The 19,514-nt window shown below is 41.3% G+C and carries 16 protein-coding genes; 10 read left to right on the top strand and 6 right to left on the bottom strand.

Annotated elements, in window-relative coordinates:
• The first annotated feature begins 5 nt into the window (after positions 1 to 5).
• From M2448_RS12775 to M2448_RS12760, 4 genes are all read left to right on the top strand, one after another.
• Entirely contained in the window at positions 6 to 455 is a 450-nt protein-coding gene (locus tag M2448_RS12775; RefSeq protein WP_280646408.1) for a pyridoxamine 5'-phosphate oxidase family protein, read from the top strand.
• 108 nt (positions 456 to 563) lie between these two features.
• Positions 564 to 2,033 (top strand): hypothetical protein, encoded by a 1,470-nt coding sequence (locus M2448_RS12770; RefSeq protein WP_280646409.1) that lies wholly within the window; start codon positions 564 to 566, stop codon positions 2,031 to 2,033.
• 4 nt (positions 2,034 to 2,037) lie between these two features.
• Complete coding sequence (locus M2448_RS12765; protein ID WP_280646410.1) at positions 2,038 to 3,474, top strand: LysM peptidoglycan-binding domain-containing protein; 1,437 nt, start codon at positions 2,038 to 2,040, stop codon at positions 3,472 to 3,474.
• Between the two features lie 44 nt (positions 3,475 to 3,518).
• A complete protein-coding gene (locus tag M2448_RS12760; protein WP_280646469.1) occupies positions 3,519 to 5,033 on the top strand; it encodes an MBOAT family protein in 1,515 nt (504 codons plus the stop codon).
• Between the two features lie 57 nt (positions 5,034 to 5,090).
• Here the strand turns inward: M2448_RS12760 and M2448_RS12755 are convergent, their stop codons facing one another.
• The 3 genes from M2448_RS12755 to M2448_RS12745 all read right to left on the bottom strand — a co-directional run bounded on the left by M2448_RS12755 (position 5,091) and on the right by M2448_RS12745 (position 7,328).
• On the bottom strand, positions 5,091 to 5,888 hold the full coding sequence (locus tag M2448_RS12755; protein ID WP_280646411.1) for an SUMF1/EgtB/PvdO family nonheme iron enzyme: 798 nt from the start codon (positions 5,886 to 5,888) through the stop codon (positions 5,091 to 5,093).
• Between the two features lie 47 nt (positions 5,889 to 5,935).
• Entirely contained in the window at positions 5,936 to 6,277 is a 342-nt protein-coding gene (locus M2448_RS12750) for a MerR family transcriptional regulator (protein ID WP_280646412.1), read from the bottom strand.
• A gap of 79 nt (positions 6,278 to 6,356) precedes the next feature.
• Entirely contained in the window at positions 6,357 to 7,328 is a 972-nt protein-coding gene (locus M2448_RS12745) for a M23 family metallopeptidase (protein WP_280646413.1), read from the bottom strand.
• A gap of 173 nt (positions 7,329 to 7,501) precedes the next feature.
• Here M2448_RS12745 and alaS point away from each other — a divergent pair, with 173 nt between their 5' ends.
• Together alaS and M2448_RS12735 are read left to right on the top strand one after the other, a co-directional pair.
• Positions 7,502 to 10,120, top strand: coding sequence for an alanine--tRNA ligase (alaS, locus tag M2448_RS12740; RefSeq protein ID WP_280646414.1), 2,619 nt, complete (start codon positions 7,502 to 7,504; stop codon positions 10,118 to 10,120).
• A 197-nt stretch (positions 10,121 to 10,317) separates the two neighbouring features.
• A complete protein-coding gene (locus M2448_RS12735; RefSeq protein ID WP_280646415.1) occupies positions 10,318 to 12,012 on the top strand; it encodes a radical SAM protein in 1,695 nt (564 codons plus the stop codon).
• Between the two features lie 57 nt (positions 12,013 to 12,069).
• On the opposite strand, the gene M2448_RS12730 is transcribed toward M2448_RS12735, so the two are convergent.
• From M2448_RS12730 to M2448_RS12720, 3 genes are all read right to left on the bottom strand, one after another.
• Positions 12,070 to 12,537, bottom strand: a complete 468-nt coding sequence (locus M2448_RS12730) for a DUF937 domain-containing protein (protein ID WP_280646416.1) — start codon at positions 12,535 to 12,537, stop codon at positions 12,070 to 12,072.
• A 193-nt stretch (positions 12,538 to 12,730) separates the two neighbouring features.
• Positions 12,731 to 13,471, bottom strand: a complete 741-nt coding sequence (locus tag M2448_RS12725; RefSeq protein WP_280646417.1) for an HAD-IA family hydrolase — start codon at positions 13,469 to 13,471, stop codon at positions 12,731 to 12,733.
• Positions 13,472 to 13,569: 98 nt separating this feature from the next.
• A complete protein-coding gene (locus M2448_RS12720) occupies positions 13,570 to 14,385 on the bottom strand; it encodes a hypothetical protein (RefSeq protein WP_280646418.1) in 816 nt (271 codons plus the stop codon).
• A 468-nt stretch (positions 14,386 to 14,853) separates the two neighbouring features.
• Between M2448_RS12720 and M2448_RS12715 the strand changes: the two genes are divergently transcribed.
• The 4 genes from M2448_RS12715 to M2448_RS12700 all read left to right on the top strand — a co-directional run bounded on the left by M2448_RS12715 (position 14,854) and on the right by M2448_RS12700 (position 19,502).
• Entirely contained in the window at positions 14,854 to 16,344 is a 1,491-nt protein-coding gene (locus M2448_RS12715; protein WP_280646419.1) for a 2-isopropylmalate synthase, read from the top strand.
• Between the two features lie 116 nt (positions 16,345 to 16,460).
• Positions 16,461 to 17,855 (top strand): 3-isopropylmalate dehydratase large subunit, encoded by a 1,395-nt coding sequence (gene leuC, locus M2448_RS12710; RefSeq protein ID WP_280646420.1) that lies wholly within the window; start codon positions 16,461 to 16,463, stop codon positions 17,853 to 17,855.
• Between the two features lie 116 nt (positions 17,856 to 17,971).
• On the top strand, positions 17,972 to 18,562 hold the full coding sequence (gene leuD, locus M2448_RS12705; protein WP_280646421.1) for a 3-isopropylmalate dehydratase small subunit: 591 nt from the start codon (positions 17,972 to 17,974) through the stop codon (positions 18,560 to 18,562).
• Positions 18,563 to 18,572: 10 nt separating this feature from the next.
• Positions 18,573 to 19,502 carry an alpha/beta fold hydrolase gene (locus tag M2448_RS12700; protein ID WP_280646422.1) on the top strand — a complete coding sequence of 310 codons (930 nt, stop codon included), beginning with the start codon at positions 18,573 to 18,575 and terminating at the stop codon, positions 19,500 to 19,502.
• Positions 19,503 to 19,514 lie beyond the last annotated feature (12 nt).

The raw sequence follows: 19,514 nt of genomic DNA, 5'->3' as shown, positions 1-19,514 counted from the left end.
GAATATTGGATGACCAGATACGTATAAAAGAGTTATTGCAGGATTCCGAATATGGATTCCTCAGTTTGGGTATCGACGAAAGCGGTTATAGTTACGGAATACCTATCAGTTATGCGTATGATGAAACTACTAACAGCCTTTATTTCCATTGTGCACCCGAAGGAAAGAAACTCGATATACTGAAAGAAAATATGAAAGTCTCATTTACTATCGTAGGGGTTACAAAGCCTGTAGCCGAACAGTTTACTACTTTGTATGAGAGTATTGTTATATTCGGCAAAGCAGATATAAACCTGACAGACGAAGAAAAACGGAAAGCCCTGCGGCTGCTTGTCGCAAAATATTCTCCCGACTATACAGAATCGGGTGAAAAATATATGGACAAGTCATGGGGTAGGACAGCTACTTTCAAAATTGAAATAGAGCACATTACTGCAAAAGCAAAATATCACTAAAATATCAGTTATCTCCTATACATTTTCAAAGAAAGTAACTAGCTTTGCACAAATTTTATGAGGAAATTGATCAATTAATAATCCGAAATTCAGACTAAATTGCAAAGTGTGAGTACATCCGATAAGTCATATTTGGGAAAGGCTATTCTATTTGTTGTCTTATCCATCGTTGCATTTTTGATATTTAAAAATATACTGCCGCCACGTTTATTTCCGGAACATACCCTTGTTACCGAAAATATTATCATAGACAGTATGGCGCTCGAAGCACAGAACGACACAGTAGTTATAGAGGAAATTCCCGTTGTTGTACCCGATACTACTCAGATAAAACCTAAAGAGAAAGAGAATAAACCTGCTGATAATAATGAAGAGGATTCAGCTCGGGAACAACTGCCCGAGCCTGTAAAAGAAATAGATACCAGTCTTAGCCCATCACTCAGTGCCGAAGGTTACCATAATCTTCAACGCTTCTATGCAAAGCTCTATCAGTTGGAACAGAGCAAAGAAGGGAGTGTGCGTATCGGTTATTTCGGAGATTCCATGAATGACGGGGATTATATAGTACAGGATGTGCGCAGTGAATTCCAATCGGTTTATGGCGGAGAAGGAGTCGGATTTGTATCTGTATCTTCTCTTTCGGCTGCATCGCGCGGTTCTGTGTCACACCAGTTTTCGAAGAACTGGTTCTCTCAGTCTTTTGTCAGAGTGAAGAAACCGATAAGAGCTTTTGGTATCGACGGACAGGTCTTTTTCGCCAAAGATCCGGCTGATACATACTGGGTGAGATATAAAGCGCAGGCACAGCCCCACTCGAAGACACTGAATAACCCTACTTTATTTTACGGAAGTTCGCGCAACGGAAATGCCAGTGTAGCGGTGAGAGCCGATAAGGACTCTGTATCGGTGAAGTCTCTCAATCCTTCGTCTATACTGAATACTTTGGCGCTAACCTCACGTAGTGCGAGGTCATTACAGGTCGATTTCCTTAAAGCGGATTCTATCCCGATATATGGATTCAACTTCGATGATGGTAAGGGTGTGCACATCGACAACTTCTCGATGCGAGGAAATTCCGGTCTGCCGCTTTCTATACTGAGCCCGGCATTGATGAATGCATTCGACAGGGAATTGGGTTACGACCTCATCATTCTGCAATATGGAGCGAACGTGCTCGGTCATGGATCGTTGAACTACAACTGGTACGAAAAAGCGATGACGACGGTGGTTAACAATCTGCATAAGTGTTTTCCGAATGCCGATATACTTATAATTTCTACAGCCGACAAGGCATCTAAGATAGATGGTGAAATGCAGACCGATCCGGCAGTGACGGCATTGGCAAATGCACAAAAGAATTATGCCCGCAAGACAGGCTCAGGCTATATCAACCTATACGAAGTGATGGGTGGTAAAGGTTCTATGCTGACATGGGTGAACAACAAAATGGCCAATACGGATTATACACACTTCAACATTGCAGGTTCGAGGAAGATAGCAAAGCTCATTTATAATGAAATAAATAAAGGATACGCCAAATATAAAACTTCTAACGGAGAGGGCGTAGCAGAAGATTGATTTGATGAAGTTATTGAAAAAAGTACAACGCTATATATATTATTTTTCCGCACTGATATTTCTGTTGCCTCAGACTATGTCGGCAAAAGGAATAAAGGAGACGAATAACGATGGAAACATATTTTCCAATCAGGTGTTGCTGTCTCCCGTTTTTGAAAAGCTATACAATCTAGAGCGAAATAAGGACGGAAAGATAAACATAGTACACATTGGAGATTCGCATATTCAGGCAGACTTTTTTACTAATACCATTCGTGAAGCGTTACAGCTTAAATTTGGAAACGCTGGTGTTGGTTTTACCTTTCCTTACAGCCTTGTCAGGACAAACGGCCCCCGCTATATAAGATATTCATGCAATGCGACTTGGCAGAGCCTGCTGAACGTTTCTCCTATTGCCGATGTGGGAATAGGACTGAGTGGAATAGCACTTTATACCTCTGCCGACGATTTTGTGCTGCAACTATCAGCTACCGAAGGTTATGAATTTAGCAATGTGAAGATCATTTATCCTACTAAAGAGCCTCAATATACGATGTCGGTTACAGCAGAGCCATTAGAGACAACTGTGACGGGCGGGAGCAGGACTTCATCGGGCGGAATCAGGTATCACAAAGTGAAAAGAGGTGAAACTCTTTCAGCGATAGCCCGCAAATATGGTGTTACTGTGGCTCAGATAAAGAGTGCGAGCGGGTTGAGGTCGAATTCAATACGGGTGAACCAAAGCCTGAAAATACCGGGAAAAGGAAAAACAGTAGTACAGCCCCGCGTAGTCCGTTCCAATATAAATAAAGATGAGGTTGACCATGTAGATATGGTATCAGAGCCATATTATTCGTCCTATACCAGTGATACACTGATGAACTGTATTACAATATTTCCGGCAGCAAAACGGGCAATGTATAACCTGAACGGATTTGTGATAGAAAATGATAGATCCGGCCTTATTTATCACTCGATAGGAGTGAATGGAGCCAAGTTGTCCGACTACAATAAATATCCGCTGTTCTTTGAGCAGTTGCCCATATTGGCTCCCGATCTGGTTATACTGTCTTTCGGTACGAATGAATCTTTCGGAAAAATGTCCGATACCAATTACATCTTCCAGTTGAGGGAATTTGTCAACAATGTAAAGAGACAGAACAAAGAAGCCGTTATATTGGTGATGACCCCGCCGCCATCGATGTTTCGTCGCGGGCGCACCAATACATACGTGTCCGACTACAGTATAGCGCTTACAGGATTGACCAATATGCCGGTATGGGACTTATATACACGTATGGGTGGAGCATCGGGGATAGGTCCTAAGGGTGAATACTCCCGGATGATAGCCCGCGACAAGGTGCATTATACCACATCGGGTTATCAGGCTCAGGGAATGCTGTTTGCATCCGACTTTATCGACGCATATAATAACTATAAGAAAAAACACAGAATAAATTGAAAACACTGTTTGACGATCTCAGTAATATCTATTTGCCCGACTATATAGGAAAATTGCTAACCGATATAGCCCCTTATTTCGTGTTCAACCCCGAGCATCGCCTGTTGTTCAACAGTGCATTCTTTCTGGGCTTTTTCCTTGTTGTGTACACAGTGTATGTGCTGAGTAAAAACCACGATCATTTCCGTAAGGTATATCTGATCGCTTTCTCCCTGTACTTCTACTATCTGGCGGGAGGCGATACGATGGATATAAATGTCTTTGGCCTGTTCAGTTTCACACTCAATTATTTTGTCTTGCTCGTTATTTGTGCAGTCCTCACTCATTTGCTTGCGGTGAAGATGTATAATAGTGAGAAACGTTCGACACAGAAATTTTTGCTGACTGTTATTATTGTTGGCAATCTGTTGATGCTTGCCTACTTTAAGTACACCAATTTCTTCATACAGAATATGAATGCTCTGTTTCAGGGCGATTTTGCTTTGCATAATATCATACTGCCCATCGGTATTTCGTTCTTTGTATTCGAGGCTATCAGTTATGGAGTAGACCTGTACCGAAAAGAGATGAAACCTGCCGATTCGCTCCTCGACTTCTGTTTCTATATCACCTTCTTCCCTAAACTGGTGGCAGGTCCTATCATCAGGGCAAAAGATTTTCTGCCGCAGATGAAAAACAAACTTCATCTAACAAAAGAAGAGGCCGGTACGGCTATATTCCTTATTCTGATAGGGTTGATAAAGAAAGCTGTTATTTCTGACTATATATCCATCAACTTTGTAGACAGGGTATTCGATTCACCATTAAGCTATACTGCCTTTGAGAATCTGATGGCGGTATATGGTTACACCTTGCAGATATATTGCGACTTCTCCGGATATTCCGATATGGCAATCGGTTTGTCGTTACTTATGGGCTTTAAGATTCCGCCAAACTTCCTTACCCCTTACAAATCACAATCGATAACCGAGTTCTGGCGCCGTTGGCATATTTCCCTATCCTCGTGGCTGCGCGATTACCTGTATATATCAATGGGGGGAAACCGCAGGGGAAAGATAAGGACTTACTTCAATCTCTTTATGACCATGCTCATAGGCGGGTTATGGCATGGAGCATCGTGGAAATTTGTAGTATGGGGCGGACTGCATGGTCTGATGCTGACAATAGAGCGTTTCTTCAAACAATATATAAAAGTACCCGATAACCGTCTTACACGTATTGTCTGCATATTGCTCACATTCCATTTTGTAGCTTTCTGTTGGATATTTTTCCGAGCCGACAGCTTTGAACTTGCAGGTAATCTGATTGCAAATATCGGAAACCTCACATTTGCGCCTGCTGAGTGGTTTACTATATTGGAGGCATACCAGAATGTATTCATTCTTATTGCCATTGGTTATGTGATGCACTTTCTGCCCGAGAATTTTGTAAGTAAGGTAAAAGCAGGCTTCAATACTATTCCGCTGATCGGGAAAGCAACATTGGCAGGACTTATTTTCTGGCTCATATTTGCTACGGCATCCAGTGGACCGCAACCGTTTATATATTTTCAGTTCTGATAATGTTTGATCCCCTGTGTCTTACGCTTGGGTGTATCTCTTTTGTTTCTATTAAAACTAAGAACTTGCAAGTCGAAGACCAATAAAGATATGACTGTTACTAGGGAAAGTATAAAGACGACGTGATACACAACAAATTTGGGCTTCTTGCATCCAACTGCCACCACGTAGGATGTGGACAATACCAGACGAGGGACCGCTAGGATTAATCTGTGTATGGTTACTATAGCTTTCATACCAATCTGAGCACCATTCCAATATATTTCCACTCATATCATAGATGCCTAATTCGTTAGGCGATTTACTACCTACAGGATGTGATTGGTTTGAAGAATTGCCGTTATGCCACGCAACACTGTCTAAGTTATTACAACCACTGTATTTATAACCACGACTATTATTGCCTCCACGGGCAGCAAACTCCCACTCAGCTTCGGTGGGTAGACGGTAGTTTCTACCTGTAAGAGCATTTATCTTACTGATAAATTCTTGGATGTCATCCCAATTGATATTTTCTACAGGTAAGTTATCGCCCTTTCTATGCGATGGGTTACTACCCATTACCATATCCCATTGGTTTTGTGTTATTTCGTACTTACCTATGTAGTAGTCGCTGAGGGTTACTTGATGTGCAGGTTTTTCATTGTCATTACAGTCACTATTTTGTTCGCAGGTACAGCCCATAGTGAAAGAGCCTCCTTGCACATGTACCATTTCTATGTTTGGGATGGAAGTATCACTTGGTGGTGATTTCAAATCGATATTAGTAGTAGATTTTGGCTTTCCATTGCTCTGTGCTAACAATAGACCAGTGCATAGTATTATAGATAGTAGAATTAAATAAATTTTTTTCATCTAGTTCTTGCTGATTTTTTTAATTTGTCAGAATTTAAATCATTGTATTACATGTCAAACTCCCTCTCCATATCTTCCAGTTCCTTCTTTATTTGTTCCAGTTTTTGAATAACCTGTACTTTGCGTGTGGTTTCGTCTTTCTTTTGTTTTAGTGTCTGGCGCGCACCTTCCAGTGTCATGCCTTTCTCCTTTACCAGATGATAGACGACAGATATATTTTCTATATCCTGTTTTGTGTATTGGCGTGTTCCCCCATCGGTCTTGCGGGGGCTGATAATATCGAATTCCGTTTCCCAGAAAATCAGCAATGATTTATTCACCTCAAAGTGCAGGGCAACTTCTTTCAGGGAATAATATAGACGGTTGCTGTTTTCTAAGTCGATTTTCATTTTTTTAGTTTACTAGCTTAAAGTTTACTAGTGTACTAGAAACTGATATTTTGTTGTTGACTGCTAACTGTTAACTGTATTAGTCCATCACCTGTCCATGATTAGCTGCTATTTGTAGCATCTTATCATATTCTTCAGGCGTAAGATCCATAAAGTAGTATTTGGCAGGATTGTCTGCCTGTCCTCTCACATGTACTTCGTAGTGGAGATGAGGCCCTGTGGATTTTCCTGTGTTTCCTACTTCTCCGATCATTTCTCCGCGTGTGACCTTTTGTCCGGCACGTACTTTATATTCGTTGAGGTGAGCATAAAGCGTTTCATAGCCATAGCCGTGATCTATCATGATACATTTGCCATAACCCTGCTTCCAGTCGGCAAGGGTAACCGTTCCATCTCCTGTGGCATATACCGGAGTGCCTATATTAGCAGCAAAGTCCATTCCTTGATGGAAACGGGCTGTACCATATATAGGGTCTATCCGTACACCATACCCCGAAGCCATGTGTCTCAGAAATTTATCCGAAACGGGCTGTATTGCCGGAATGTGTTTCAGGCGATCCTTCTGGCTTTTAGCCATATCTAATACATCATCGAAAGAGTTGGACTGAATGTATAACTGTTTCGATATATAATCCATCTTTTTTGTGGTCTGTATTATCAGATCGGGGCTGGGCAATTCCATCAGATGATCGTATCTTCCGGGAGTACCTACACCCGAATTTCGTATCGATTGCGGAATAGGGTCGGCATGAAAGATAGCCCTGTAGAGGTTATCGTCACGCTGTTGTATGTCGCCGAGTACTCTGGATGCTTCATTCAGACGCTTCGACAATACTTCATATTGAGTACGCATCAATAGGTTCTCTTTCTTCTGAGCCTCTCCCCAGGGAGTTCCAAAAAAATAGACGAAAGCGACCAAAGCACCGATTCCCACAATGATTCCCGATATCAGGTGTCGAAAAACAGTGAAAAATTTATCCTTCATACTAGGATAAATTCTTTCGTAAGTAAGAGTTTGCGGGTTATATCGGTAATATACTTTTCGCTTCATTTTATGCAAATAGCCATTTTTATTTTCACGAGTTCGACAAAAGTAAAGTTTTTGAACTATTTTTGCAAATTGTTTATATTTAATTAAGGTGGCAATAGGTTAATGTACCGATATGCCAATATTGAAACTAAAATTATAACTTGTAACTTGTTTACTCGTAACTTGTAACTAAAATGATGACTTCCAAAGAAATTCGTGATTCGTTTAAATCATTCTTTACTACCAAAGGACACCAGATAGTGCCATCGGCTCCGATGGTAATTAAGGACGACCCTACACTTATGTTTACCAATGCGGGTATGAACCAGTTTAAAGACATTATACTGGGCAATGCACCTATTAAATATCCGCGTGTAGCCGATTCGCAGAAATGCCTTCGCGTGAGTGGCAAGCACAACGACCTTGAAGAGGTAGGACACGATACCTATCACCATACTATGTTCGAGATGCTTGGTAACTGGTCTTTTGGCGATTACTTCAAAAAAGAAGCGATAGAGTGGGCATGGGAATATCTGACAGAAGTATTGAAACTGGATAAAGAGCGCTTGTATGTGACCGTTTTTGAAGGAAGCCCCGAAGAAGGTCTCGATCGTGACGATGAGGCAGCAGGGTATTGGGAAAAATATCTTCCGAAAGGCAGAATAATCAACGGAAACAAGAAAGATAACTTCTGGGAAATGGGTGATACCGGCCCGTGCGGCCCATGCTCGGAAATTCATATAGACCTGCGTCCTGATGAAGAACGTGTAAAAGTAGATGGTCTTACGTTGGTAAACGAAAGCCACCCTCAGGTGATAGAGATATGGAACCTCGTGTTTATGCAGTTCAACCGTAAGGCTGATAAGTCACTGGAGCCGCTTCCGGCAAAGGTGATCGATACAGGTATGGGCTTCGAACGTCTTTGTATGGCTGTGCAGGGAAAAATATCTAACTACGATACAGATGTTTTCCAGATAATAATAAAAGCAATAGGTGAGATATCAGGCAGCATTTATGGTCAGGATGAAAAGAAAGATATCGCCATGCGTGTGATCGCCGACCATATACGTACAATCGCATTCTCTATTACAGACGGACAACTACCGTCGAATGCAAAAGCCGGATATGTGATTCGCCGCATACTTCGCCGTGCCGTTCGTTACGGATATACATTCCTCGACCAGCACAAGGCATTTATGTACAAACTAATCCCTGCTCTGATAGAGACTATGGGCGATGCTTACCCTGAACTTGTACAACAAAGAGTGCTGATCGAAAAAGTGATGAAGGAAGAAGAAGAATCATTCCTGCGCACTCTTGAAACCGGAATAAAGCTACTCGACAAGCAAATAACCGATACGAAAGCTAAAGGCTCATCGGAACTTAATGGTACAGATGCTTTCACCTTGTACGATACTTATGGCTTCCCACTCGACCTGACCGAACTGATATTGCGTGAAAACGGAATGACAGTAGATAACGACGGATTCAAGTCAGAAATGCAGAAGCAGAAAGACCGCGCACGTAATGCAGCAGCAGTGGAAACAGGCGACTGGGTTACTTTGAAAGAAGGCGAACAGGAGTTCTTCGGATACGATGTTACCGAGTGCGAGACCGAAATACTACGTTACCGTAAGGTGAAGCAAAAGAATCATGAGTTTTATCAACTAGTGCTCAACCGTACACCGTTCTATGCCGAAATGGGAGGACAGGTAGGTGATAGCGGCTGGCTGATAAACGACGATGAAGAAATAGAGATAACTGATACAAAACGCGAAAACAATCTGGCTGTGCATCTGGCTAACAAGTTGCCGCAGGATGTGACTGCCATATTTGTTGCACGTATCAATACGAAAAACCGTACGGCTACGGAATGTAATCATACGGCTACGCACTTGTTGCACGAAGGCTTACGCGAAATATTGGGCAACCATGTGGAACAAAAAGGTTCGTATGTGTCCCCATCGGTACTACGTTTCGACTTTTCTCATTTCCAGAAACTGACGGATAAGGAGATACGCAAGATAGAGCGTTATGTGACAGCCAAAATCCGCGAAAACATCACTCGCGTGGAAATGCGCCATGTGCCGATTGCCGAAGCTAAGGAAATGGGAGCAATGGCCTTGTTCGGTGAAAAGTATGGTGATGATGTGCGTGTGATCCGATTCGGTGACTCTGTAGAACTTTGCGGTGGAACACATATTTCGTCTACAGGGCGTATCGGTTCGTTCCGTATAATCAATGAAAGTTCTATTGCTGCGGGTATTCGCCGTATAGAAGCTATTACAGCCGAAGTATGCGAAGATTATTTCTATACCCAGCAGGAAGTATTGACCGAAGTAAAATCATTCTTCAATAATACGCCTAACCTGATACAGTCGCTGCATAAGTTCATAGAAGAAAATTCAGAACTGAAAAAACAGGTAGAAGAATATGTAAAGGAAAAGACTGTACAGATAAAAGAGGCATTGATAAAGAAAAAGCAGGTTATCAATGGCATAGACGTTTTTGTGCTGACAGGCCCTTTCCCTGCCGATATAGCAAAAGATATCGCTTTCCAGCTGAAAGGACAATTTCCAGCTAATTCTGTTTTCGTGGGTGCTACCCAGTCGGAAGACAAACCGATGCTGACACTGATGATAAGTGACGATCTGGTGAAAGATCGCGGACTGAATGCTTCGCAGATAGTACGCGATGCGGCTAAGCATATACAAGGAGGAGGAGGAGGACAGCCTCACTTTGCTACTGCCGGAGGTAAGAATGCAGACGGATTGTCGAATGCTTTACACGAGATAACTGAAAAACTGAAATAAAATTTAGATAGTAAAGATGAGCCGGTAAGCAGATTACCGGCTTTTTTATTTTATCTTTATCTCATTGTAAAATGAGTTATAAATTATGAATGCAGGAAGAAAAAGTAATGAAAAGTAAAACAAGGTAAAAGCATTACTTTTACATACGCTCTGCTCCTGTGACCGTTGGTTGTCAGGTTTTAGTTAAAAAGTTAGATATGAAAACAATTCTGGCTACTCTCAATGCCAAATATATACATACCTCACTGGCTCTTCGCTGGCTCTATGTAGCCAACAAGGACAGATTTGATATATCGTTCAGAGAATATACCATAAAGGAGAATATAGAAAAGATTGCGCAGGAGTTGTCGGATACAGGTAGCGATATTATCGGACTGAGTGTGTATATCTGGAATGTAAGCCATACGAAAGAACTGGTAAGGCTGCTTAAGGAAAGGAATCCGCAACTGATCATAGTATTGGGAGGCCCTGAAGTGATGTATGAGCCTGAATATTTTCTCGAAAACTGGAATATAGATTATGTGATAGGAGGGGAGGGCGAGTTTGTGCTTGGAGAACTGCTTGAAACGCTGGAAAATGAAATACCAGTGCAGATTGCAGGTGTTTCATCGAAGGGTAATATAAATAAAGTGATTGTGCAAGCCGATCCGGAAAAGCTAGCCTCACTGGATTCTCCGTATATGCTCGAAGAAGACAAGCCTGAAATCGGTAATAAACTGGTGTATTTCGAGACTTCGCGCGGATGCCCTTATCAGTGTCAGTATTGCCTGTCGTCATTAGAAAAAGGCGTGCGCTACTTTCCGCAGGAATATATAGTAAAGAATTTACGCTATCTGATAGAAAGCGATGCAAAGCAGATTAAATTCCTCGATCGTACTTTCAACCTCAACAAGGAACACACGCACATGGTCTTTGACTATCTGATTGCCAATTACCGTCCGAATCTGAGTTGCCAGTTTGAAGTATATGCCGACCTGTTGAAAGACGAAACGATAACATATTTGAATACTCATTTGCCAAAGGATTATTTCCGCTTCGAAATAGGAATACAATCGACATACGAGCCTACAAATGTTGCCGTAAAGCGAAAACAGGATTTTCCTTTACTGGCAGGCAATGTGAAGAAAATAATGCAGGGTGGTAAGATAGACTTACACCTCGATCTGATAGCGGGATTACCATACGAAACATTCGACCGTTTCCGAAAATCATTTAACGATGTATTTGCCCTTGGCGGAAAGGAAGTGCAACTAGGCTTTCTGAAGATGCTGAGGGGCACGAATCTCAGACGGTTTGCCGAAAAGTACGGTTATAAGTATGATGAGGATGCTCCGTACGAAATAGAATACAATGCCGATATTTCACGTACTGAACTAGACCGCATTCATGAAGCGGAACATGCTCTTGAAAAATTCTGGAACAGCGGGCGTTTCGTACAGACGATGGAAGCACTTTTTGCAGATAAATACAAGGGACGATATTTTGAGTTTTTTGATGAGCTAGGGCAGTTTTACAAAGAAAAGAACTATCCTCATCGGGGTTATCAGTTGGAAGACCTTTTCAGGTATCTGCACGCATTTCTGATTATGAAGGGCATTGACTTATTTTCGACCTTACGTACTGATTATTATGGTAATTTTACCCGCAGACCGCAGGGCTTTTGGGAAGATACACTAGGGAAGCAAAAGCGGAAACAGTTACTATATCAGATAGGGCAGGATAAGGCTTTTCTGAAAAAGTACAACCTGACACGAAAAATCGTAGAAAAGCAGACTGCTTTAGATTATATATCTGATAATGAGTTGTTACTGACTATTTTTCTTGCAGATGGTGATAAAGCCAAACGCCTGTCAGTGGGGTATGTGCTGACCGAAGGACACAGAAAACAATAAGAGCGGCTACAGATGAGCCGCTCTTATATATACTATCGTATCCGGATTATCCGGTCTTTATTTGCCGCCGCCGAATAAACCGCCGATCATATCGAGCAGTCCGCCGCCGCCTTTCTTCTCTTTGCTGTCATTGCCACCGCCAAGTGCTGATTGTAAGATGTCGCCCAAATCGAAAGAGTCGTTCGGGTCGTTGTTCTTTTTTGAGATCAGTCCCATGATGGCAGGGATTACAGTAGAAGCGATACCGTTAGCTACATTTTTGTCCAAGCCTACTTTCTGAGCCAGAGCCGAAACTACTGATGATTGTATAGAGCTTGTCAGAGCATTGCTGGCATTCGAGTTGCCGCCGAATAGTCCGACCAGGTTTGTAATATTTCCCGGAGTAAGCTGGTCTTTGAATCCGTCCAGAATAGAAGATGTAGTTGTTTCTACTGCTGCCTCTCTTTTATCGGCAGGAACACCCGCGTTATTCGTAATGGCTTCCAGAGCCTGATCTTTTACAAGATCCATGATTTTGTCTAGCATAAATTTGTGGAATTAAGTTTCTAAATAAGAACTCTAACGTATTTGTGTGTTATATTGTTTAGCAGATAAAGCTTGTTTAAGTTAAATAGTTAAATATCCGTCTTGTTTTAATATATGGTCTGTCCTTCGTCCGTCCAAAAGTAGGAAAAAGGATGGACAAAATCAATTATTTAAGGAATAAAGATTTGTGTTTTTAATCAGCTTTGGCTATTAGCTGCTTGCGATATTCGCTCCAGTTGGTATATAGAGCCTCCATTGAGGGTAAAACTATATTAGCTCCGGCATCCGCCAGTATCTTTTCGGGTATGGGGCCTGTATTTATGGCAATGGTAAATATACCGGCAGCAACAGCGGCTTCTACACCTCTCGGTGCATTTTCGATTACAATTGCCTGATTGGGCTTCAGACGACCTGCTTTCTCCAGCCCCATCAGGTAAGGCTCGGGGTGCGGTTTTCCATGCTTTACATCAAAGGCAGTTACCATGCGTTCTTTGCTGAATAGTCCGGCAAAGTTCGTCTCTATTTTATTGATCAGTGTCGGCTGCCCCGATCCGGTTACGATAGCACAGATAAATCCGTCATCGTGTACCTGCTTTACAAAGTCGTAGGCATAGGGGATAAGGCTGCCGTCGTTGTATTCGGAGAATAGTTCAGTCTTTCGTTTATATATGGCGTCTGTTTCTTCGGGTGTGGCATCGCGCTTACGTTCCCTGTTCATCAGATGATTGATCGTGCTTCTGCCTACCATGCCTTCATACAGGTAAAACTCATCGGATGTACTGGAAATATTGAATTCATCCATCGTCTCTTTCCACGATTTGGCATGCCACTTCATAGAGTCGTACAGCACTCCGTCCATATCGAAGAGGACAGCTTTGAGATCGAAATTTTTATAATCGTGTTGTTTGAGGTAATCGGAGAATGCAGTAGTCATAAGATGAAAAATTTAGGCACAAAGATAGGGAATATTTCCGGGTATGAAAAAAGACGGTCTGTGCAGACCGTCTTTTCTACTATAGTTTAGAGTTCTCTTTATTTTACTTCGGTGTATTCGAATTTCCAGATAGTTGTTTCATCAGCATCTTTGGCCGTCATTTTGGTCGGGTATCCGTTTTCATCATATTCGTATGTCATAGTATCAACATCACCATCTTCTTCCGATGATATTTTTGCTATATTATTTGTTTTAGCCAGAAGGAAGCTATATAAGTCATCATTTAGATTTAGCAGTACAGCCTGCCACATTGTTATATTAACATGTGTGCTGATACCGGTTTTATTGTCGTATTCATACGAATTATAATATATATTGGTGCCAGTACCGCTAACAGACGTATTTGTTTCTTTCACCAAGCGCTTGTTAGTATCATATTCGAATACAGTCTCGTCCTTGTATTCAGGAAGTTCATAATACCGAACTACTTTCTCTGCAAAATTAGCTGAGTTCACAGCCCAACCGTAAGTATCATGGCTATCTTTCTGAATTATGGAATCAGTTTTATATGTATAGGTGATAGCATAAGGATCTTTATCGTCAACATTGCCAACACTAGATTTCTGTGTCCACTTTACTAAATTGCCAGTTGTGTTATATTCAAAAATGTCCGTTTGTGTTTCATTTTCATCAGGAGTAAAACATACTATAGAAGCCACACGATAATCTTTATCGTAGGTTATAGTAAGAGTTTGTTCGCCTGCTGTTCCTGGATCGATGGTGATTAGAGATGGAACATACTTTTTATTATCCGTATTTCCATTATTGTCATCATCATCGCTACACGAAGAGAATCCTAGCGAGAAGATTGTTGCCAGCACTATAAGCGGCATAATTTTGTAGAATGTTTTCATTTTTTGATTGTCTTGTTTAGTTTGATTTAGTATTTATCGGCGGCAAAGGTATAAATTAAATCAGATTTGCCATATAATACATAAAAGAATCTTAGTATATTGAAACTCTATTCTTTGATGATGTCGAAATGTAAAAATGTTAGATTAAATCAAATAATATGTCTTTTTATTTGTATTTCTGAAAAAATGAAATAACTTTGTCAACCAATAAAGAAAAGATTACAATGTTAGCACATAGTATTATTATTAGTTCACTCATTATCCTCTGGAGAAATTTAGGGTGAGCATTGCTATGTAGTATAATCATAAAGAATAAACTTGAGCCTTTCTCACTCTGTAAAAGATGAGAAAGGTTTTTTTTTGAGAATAAAAGAGAGTTTTTAGAATACAAGAGTTCTAGTTTACTAGATTTTAATTCTAGAACTCTAGTAAACTAGAATCCTTATAAACTATAAAATACAAAAAAATATGGACAAGTTATTTATTTTTGACACAACACTAAGAGATGGAGAGCAGGTACCGGGTTGCCAGTTGAACACAATTGAGAAAATAGAAGTAGCCAAAGCCCTCGAATCGCTCGGTGTTGACGTTATCGAAGCCGGTTTTCCTGTATCTAGTCCGGGAGACTTCAATTCGGTAGTCGAAATATCAAAAGCTGTAACTTGGCCAACTATATGTGCTTTGACACGTGCCGTAGAAAAAGATATCGAAGTAGCAGCTGAAGCATTGAAATATGCTAAGAACAAGCGTATACACACCGGAATCGGAACATCAGAATACCATATCAAATATAAGTTCAATTCTACTCAGGAAGAAATACTGGAACGTGCAGCTGCATGTGTAAAATATGCAAAGCGTTATGTAGAAGATGTGGAGTTTTACGCTGAAGACGCAGGTCGTACCGATAATGAATATCTTGCCCGCGTGGTTCAGGCTGTGGTAAATGCCGGAGCAACAGTCGTAAATATTCCCGATACAACAGGCTATTGTCTTCCTACCGAATACGGAGCAAAGATAAAATATCTGATAGACCATGTGGATATGAAGAATGCGATACTTTCTACACATTGTCATCAGGATTTAGGTATGGCAACAGCAAACTCTATCATGGGAGTTCTTAACGGTGCCCGTCAGGTAGAAGTTACAATCAACGGAATAGGAGAGCGTGCCGGAAATACATCACTCGAAGAAGTGGTGATGGCAATAAAGAGCCACAAAGAACTGGATATAGAAACGAATATCAATACACAAAAAATATATCCGGTAAGCCGTATGGTATCGAGTCTGATGAATATGCCTGTACAACCCAATAAGGCTATCGTAGGGCGTAATGCTTTTGCTCACTCGTCGGGTATTCATCAGGATGGTGTTTTAAAGAATCTGTCTACATATGAAATCATCGACCCTAAAGAAGTGGGTATCGATGATAGCGCTATCGTATTGACTGCCCGCAGCGGACGTGCAGCATTGAAGAACAGATTGTCATTGCTTGGTATAGAAGTGAATGATGATAATCTTGCTGAAATCTACCAACGTTTTCTTGAACTAGCCGATCGTAAGAAAGACATCACAGATGAAGATGTTTTGATTCTGGCTGGAAAAGAAACAGACAAAATGCACCGTATCAAGCTAGACTTTATGCAGACCACTTCGGGTAAAGGTGTGAAATGTATCGGGGTTGTAGGTCTTGATATTGCAGGAGAAAAGTTCCAAGCGTCAGCAACCGGTAACGGCCCTGTGGATGCAGCTATCAAAGCAGTGAAAGAAATTATAAAACGACAGATGGTGATTGAGGAGTTCCTTATCCAGGCTATCAACAAAGGAAGTGACGATACAGGAAAAGTACATATGCAGGTTTCACATGAAGGACAAAATTACTATGGTTTCTCGGCACATACCGATATAGTGGTTGCTTCGGTCGAAGCCTTTATAAATGCAGTAAACAAGTTTGTTAAGTAAAATTGAGTGTACTAGCTTAAAGTATACTAGTTAACTAAAAATAGATAATAAGGTATACAAAGTTGAAATAAAACATCTGGTACACTAGTAAACTAAATACTAAAATACTAAATAGAATGAAAACATTATTCGACAAAATCTGGGATGCGCACGTCGTATCATCCGTAGAAAACGGTCCGACACAGTTATACATAGACCGCCACTTCTGCCACGAAGTGACGAGCCCACAGGCTTTCAACGGATTGCGAGCAAGAGGTCTTAAAGTATTCCGTCCCGAGAAAACGACTATCACAGCCGACCACAATACGCCGACTATCAATCAGGATAAGCCGGTAGCAGATCCAATTTCAAAGAATCAGTTGGATACTCTTTCTAAAAATGCAAAAGAGTTTGGTATCGATCTGTATTATCCGCTTGGGCATCAGAAAAACGGTGTGGTTCACATCATCGGCCCTGAAAACGGATTTACCCAACCGGGTATGACCATCGTTTGTGGCGATAGCCATACATCTACTCATGGTGCATTTGGAGCTATTGCATTCGGTATTGGAACCAGTGAGGTCGAAATGGTACTTGCATCACAATGTGTATTGCAATCCCGCCCTAAGACCATGCGTATTACATTCAACGGAAAACTGAATGAAGGCGTTACAGCAAAAGACTTGGCATTGTATATGATCTCTAAATTGACCACAGGTGGCGCAACAGGCTATTTTGTAGAATATGCAGGAGAGGCTATCCGCAATATGTCGATGGAAGAACGCATGACGCTTTGTAATCTGAGTATAGAAATGGGTGCTCGTGGTGGCCTTGTTGCCCCCGATGAAACTACTTTCACCTATGTGAATGGTCGTGAGTTCGCACCAAAAGGTGAAGAGTGGGATAAGGCACTTGCTTACTGGAAAACTCTGAAAACCGATGAAGGAGCAAAATTCGATAAAGAGCTGACTTTCGATGCAGCTGACATTCAGCCGATGATCACCTACGGTACCAATCCGGGTATGGGAATGGGCATCAATGAAAATATACCTACTCTTGATCAGGTAGATGAAGCCGGACGCATATCGTTCCAGAAATCAATGGACTATATGGGATTCAATCCGGGTGAGAAGGTAGAAGGTAAACAGATAGACTATGTATTCTTAGGTAGCTGTACAAACGGGCGTATAGAGGATTTTCGTGCATTTGCCAACTTTGTGAAAGGTAAGAAAAAAGCCGATAATGTGATTGCATGGCTTGTTCCGGGAAGCCACAAAGTAGTAGACCAAATACAGGCAGAAGGAATAGATCAAATATTGAAAGATGCAGGTTTTGAACTTCGTCAACCGGGATGCTCGGCATGTCTGGCGATGAATGATGACAAAGTGCCTGCCGGAAAATATGCAGTATCTACATCGAACCGTAACTTCGAAGGACGTCAGGGACCGGGTGCACGCACCATTCTTGCAGGGCCATTAGTGGCAGCGGCTGCGGCGATTACTGGACGAATAACTGATCCCCGTAATATCTAATAACACCTCACCCCAGCCCTCTCCAAAAGAGAGGGAGTTTCGATATATACGCAAGCCCCTCCCCTTTTGGGGAGGATGGGAGGGGTGGCATTTTTATTTTACAGATTAATATTATTATGGAAAAATTTCAAACACTTACATCAACATACGTTCCACTACCTATCGAGAATGTGGACACAGACCAGATAATACCTGCACGCTTCCTGAAAGCGACTGATAAAAACGGTTTCGGAGATAATCTTTTTGCTGATTGGCGTTACAACAAAGACGGAAGCCCGAAAGCAGATTTCGTACTAAACAATTCTACGTATAGCGGGCAAATTCTTGTTGCAGGAAAGAATTTTGGTAGCGGTTCGAGCCGCGAGCATGCCGCATGGGCAGTAGCAGGATATGGATTCCGGGCAGTAGTTTCGAGTTTCTTTGCAGATATTTTCAGAAACAACGCATTGAATAATGGCGTATTACCTGTTATCGTTACACCTGAATTCCTTTCAGAAATATTTGCCAGTGTAAATGCTGACCCAAAAGCAACATTGACTATCGATCTGGAAAAGCAGACAATAACTAATAATGCAACAGGCAAGTCAGAAAATTTTGAGATCAATCCATATAAGAAAGAATGTCTGCTTAAAGGGCTGGATGATATTGACTACCTGCTTTCTAAAAGAGAGTTAACAGAGAAATACGAAGCTAATTCATCTCACTAATATATAGGTAATGAAATTCAAAACAGTCCTTATATTATTAATCTTTATCCTATCCGGAACACTTTGCACATTGAATGCAATCAAACCGGATAAGAAATATCGCTTTTATCCGGAGAAGCTAGGTTTGATTTATAGAGAACTCGATGTTACGACAAAAGACAGTTTGAAAATCAAAACATGGTTTTTCCCTGCACAGGATAACTTGCCAGAGAAAGAGCTGGAAAGGGCATGGGATGAGAGTAAAAAAAGAGAATATAAGGTGCTGGATGAGACGAAGCGTCCTACTTTGATCATATGTAACGGGGATGCCGGAAATATGTCATGGATACAATTACACCTTGCACAGGAAATGACAACGCGGGGTATAAATGTTGTGACATTCGACTGGCGCGATTTCGGAGAAAGTTCAGTGTGGCCTATGGATACCAATTATATGTGTTATACGGAAATGCTGTGGGATTATGACGCCGTAATTAATAAAGTAGCAAAAGAAGATACTGTTGATAGCTCTAAAATAATATTGATGGGGTGGTCTACAGGCAGCTATCTCTCTATGATAGCTGCTTACAATAACGCTTTCACTGGTGCTTATATTGGTATTGCAACTCCTTCCTCCTTCGAAGAAGTAATGCCTGTTATTAAAAAGGTACAAAATAAGAAAGATGAAGAAGTGATAATTCCAACGGATTTCCCAACGCATCAGATGCCTGTTTATATTGCTCCGGAATTTAATAAACCCACTTTCCTTATTGTGGGTGATAAAGATGACAGGACGTTCCCGTCTATGAGTCAGGATATATATAATCTCCTGCCGGAAGATGTTGAAAAAGATATCTGGGTGGTCGAAGGTGCGGAACATGGAGGACGATACGGGCCTGTTACGTATAATTTTAAGAATTTTATTGCAAGGATAGATAAATTTATCAAAGACATTTTTTGAAAGAGTTTAAAA

The organism is Dysgonomonas sp. PF1-14 (assembly GCF_029892965.1).
Classification (GTDB): domain Bacteria; phylum Bacteroidota; class Bacteroidia; order Bacteroidales; family Dysgonomonadaceae; genus Dysgonomonas.
The sequence above is the reverse complement of the archived record's forward strand: the minus strand, read 5'-3'. Positions and strand labels throughout refer to the sequence as shown.

What these genes read in the sequence shown, in the direction of transcription:
- M2448_RS12755 (WP_280646411.1), bottom strand. Translation starts at nt 5,888, where the DNA reads ATGAAAAAAATTTATTTAATTCTACTATCTATAATACTATGCACTGGT.
- M2448_RS12745 (WP_280646413.1), bottom strand. Translation starts at nt 7,328, where the DNA reads ATGAAGCGAAAAGTATATTACCGATATAACCCGCAAACTCTTACTTAC.
- M2448_RS12735 (WP_280646415.1), top strand. Translation starts at nt 10,318, where the DNA reads ATGAAAACAATTCTGGCTACTCTCAATGCCAAATATATACATACCTCA.
- M2448_RS12715 (WP_280646419.1), top strand. Translation starts at nt 14,854, where the DNA reads ATGGACAAGTTATTTATTTTTGACACAACACTAAGAGATGGAGAGCAG.
- M2448_RS12750 (WP_280646412.1), bottom strand. Translation starts at nt 6,277, where the DNA reads ATGAAAATCGACTTAGAAAACAGCAACCGTCTATATTATTCCCTGAAA.
- M2448_RS12700 (WP_280646422.1), top strand. Translation starts at nt 18,573, where the DNA reads ATGAAATTCAAAACAGTCCTTATATTATTAATCTTTATCCTATCCGGA.
- M2448_RS12725 (WP_280646417.1), bottom strand. Translation starts at nt 13,471, where the DNA reads ATGACTACTGCATTCTCCGATTACCTCAAACAACACGATTATAAAAAT.
- alaS (WP_280646414.1), top strand. Translation starts at nt 7,502, where the DNA reads ATGATGACTTCCAAAGAAATTCGTGATTCGTTTAAATCATTCTTTACT.
- M2448_RS12720 (WP_280646418.1), bottom strand. Translation starts at nt 14,385, where the DNA reads ATGAAAACATTCTACAAAATTATGCCGCTTATAGTGCTGGCAACAATC.
- leuC (WP_280646420.1), top strand. Translation starts at nt 16,461, where the DNA reads ATGAAAACATTATTCGACAAAATCTGGGATGCGCACGTCGTATCATCC.
- leuD (WP_280646421.1), top strand. Translation starts at nt 17,972, where the DNA reads ATGGAAAAATTTCAAACACTTACATCAACATACGTTCCACTACCTATC.
- M2448_RS12765 (WP_280646410.1), top strand. Translation starts at nt 2,038, where the DNA reads ATGAAGTTATTGAAAAAAGTACAACGCTATATATATTATTTTTCCGCA.
- M2448_RS12730 (WP_280646416.1), bottom strand. Translation starts at nt 12,537, where the DNA reads ATGCTAGACAAAATCATGGATCTTGTAAAAGATCAGGCTCTGGAAGCC.